The 2862-nt window shown below is 37.6% G+C and carries 2 protein-coding genes; both read left to right on the top strand.

Translation table 11 applies throughout. The features are described 5' to 3' along the window. Positions 1–216: 216 nt before the first annotated feature. Complete coding sequence (locus PN450_RS10080; RefSeq protein WP_271836185.1) at positions 217–2043, top strand: C2 family cysteine protease; 1827 nt, start codon at positions 217–219, stop codon at positions 2041–2043. Between the two features lie 169 nt (positions 2044–2212). After that, positions 2213–2710 carry a hypothetical protein gene (locus PN450_RS10075; protein WP_271836184.1) on the top strand — a complete coding sequence of 166 codons (498 nt, stop codon included), beginning with the start codon at positions 2213–2215 and terminating at the stop codon, positions 2708–2710. The last annotated feature ends 152 nt before the right edge of the window (positions 2711–2862 follow it).

The raw sequence follows: 2862 nt of genomic DNA, 5'->3' as shown, positions 1-2862 counted from the left end.
GATGCGGATGTTCAGTTACTCGATAAGTAAGTTGGCGTTAAACAATCAACATATGTAACGAAATGTAAATTCGACAAATACCTTATAGATAGGTTATTTAAGGGTTTTTACGAAAAAAATGTATATTGATTTTATCGTGCCGACTTACTTAGTTCTGGTGGTGTAATTTCCAGTTCTACTGCTGGTGGTACTACCTCTGAATCGATTACTCGTCAGTTGAGTGCAGGTACTTATTATGCGCGGGTATATCAATGTAGTGGTGATACTAACTATAGTTTATCGTTAAATGCTACTGCTCTTCCTGCTGATAATGCGGGAAATACCCTAGCTACAGCCCGTGCTGTTGGGACATTAACAGGTACTCAAAGTTTTAGTGACTGGGTAGGAACTGGTGATATTGACGATTACTATAGTTTCAATGTGGGAACACCAAGTAACTTTAGCTTGAATTTAACAGGCTTAACTGCCAATGCGGATGTTCAATTACTTAATGGTTCTGGTACGGTAATTTCCACTTCTGGGAATGCTGGAACTGCTTCTGAATCCATTACGAGTCTGTTGACTGCGGGAAATTATTATGTGCGGGTATTTCCATTCACAGGTGTCAGCAGCACTAACTACAGTTTGTCGTTAAATGCTACACCTGTTGATAATGCTGGAAATACCCTAGCGACAGCCCGTGCTGTTGGGACATTAACAGGAACTCAAAGTTTTAGTGATTGGGTAGGAAGTGTTGATACTAACGATTACTATAGTTTCAATGTCGGCACACAAAGTAACTTTAGTTTGAATTTAACAGGCTTAACTGCCAATGCGGATGTTCAACTACTTAATGGTTTTGGTACTGTAATTTCCACTTCTGCGAATGCTGGAACTACTTCTGAATCCATTACTAGTCTGTTAACTGCGGGAAGTTATGCTGTGCGAGTGTCTCCATTTAGCGGTGATACCAACTACAGTTTGTCGTTAAATGCTACTGCTGTTACACCCACACCAGATTGGTACAGCCAAAATCTACGAGATTCTCAAATTATCACTTTAGCTCGTTCCTTCGCTGCTGATGCTAACTTGAGTCGCAATGAAATGATTTCTATTTTCCGTGATGCTGAAGATGGTGGCGTGATTGATGCCAATGAGTTAACTGATTTGCGGACTCTTGTTAGTAATTCTAGTCGTTTCAATATGGCTGACTCTGTGAAAGTGCTTTCCAATAAGATTGCAAATAGTGATGCTGCTAACACCCGTTCCGGTTTTGGTAACTTGTCTGCTGGTAGTAGTGCTACCCAAATGGAAAATCTAATTGGTAAGTGGTTCTTAGGCAATGATAGACCTGATTTGACCAGTTCCAGTTATTCCTATCGTTCTGTTAGTGGTTCTCTGTTCCAGAATGGCATTAGTGCTAATGATATTCGACAAGGACAGGTGGGAGATTGCTACTATTTAGCTACTTTATCTTCCATTGCCCAGGAAAAACCGACTTACATCGAAAATATGTTCACGGACAATGGTGATAGTACCTTCACTGTTCGTTTTTATAAAAATGGTGTAGCTGATTATGTCACAGTAGATCGTTACTTGCCAACTTCTGGATTATATGCCGCTTATGCTGGTTGGGGAGGAGGTTCTTCTACTTCCACTAGCAATGAACTTTGGGTAGCTTTAGCAGAAAAAGCCTATGCCCAGTTAGCTGAATCTGGTTGGAGTCGTTCTAGCACTTCTACCAACTCCTATGCAGCTATTGAAGGGGGTTGGATGGATAGGGTAATTCGTCAAGTAACGGGATTAGCCGCTACTTCCCAATCTGTCACTAGTATGACTCAAACTCAACTGATTAATTTGGTTAATTCTAATCAGATTTTAACAGCGGGTTTTGTCTATGGTCCTGGTTTTGGTGTGGTTGATGGTCATGCTTACACCATTACTGCCTATAATGCCACTAATGGAACTTTCTATTTACGTAATCCTTGGGGAGTTCAGGATGCTAGTGTAACTTGGTCTCAATTATTATCTTTGAAAGCGATTATTCAATGGTCTAATACCTAGACATCATCTGGTAGCAGTACAAATATTAACTATTTGTACTGCTATTTGCCGATTTAACGTCATATTATGTTCGATTGAGTGGAAGAGAGAACGATATTATCAATTAAAATTAGATAACGAGAAATGTAGGTTTAATTAATCATGATTTCAATAATTAGAGGTGATGTAGATGAAACCATTATTATTGGTTTTTAGTTTATTAAGCTTTAATGGTATGGTAGATTGTTTTAATTATTTATCTACAAATGTTCATGTTCAAGCCTCTTCACACTTACAGTCGAAAGCTGTTAAGAAAAAAGTTATGATTAAGGTTTCTTTGTTATCTCAAGAGAATAAGTTACCACCTATAGGTATTCCTCCCCAACCTAACCGCGATATTGGTTTTGCTACTGTATTTATCAGTTTAGAAAATCATCAGCAAAAAAATCAAACTGTGATTATTAAAAAGATTGAAGTTCGTAATGTTTCTGATCATAAATTACAATCTTTTAGTTTTCAGCCAAAACAAATTGAACTAAAACCCTTAGAAAATTCGGTGATTGATATTCATCTAACTAATAAAATCGGCTATGCTGGAAAAGATCGAGTAAAGGCAATAATTACCTATCAAATCGGCTCACAAGTTAATAAAATTGAATCTGAAGCTGTTGAGGTAGATAGACATTAGCTACTTAATAAGCTAAGTAAGTAGACGAAAATAAATCAAAGTAGATTAAGTAATGTAAAAAATCTGGAGATGATTTCGTAGTAAGGGCTTCAGCCCTCAAATGAGGAATAAATTCCTCACTACAAACTTTGAATTATTCAAGCCGTTCTACT

The organism is Dolichospermum lemmermannii CS-548, from assembly GCF_028330815.1.
Lineage (GTDB): Bacteria > Cyanobacteriota > Cyanobacteriia > Cyanobacteriales > Nostocaceae > Dolichospermum > Dolichospermum lemmermannii.
Note: the sequence above shows the minus strand (reverse complement) of the source record. Positions and strands in the feature narration are given on the sequence as shown.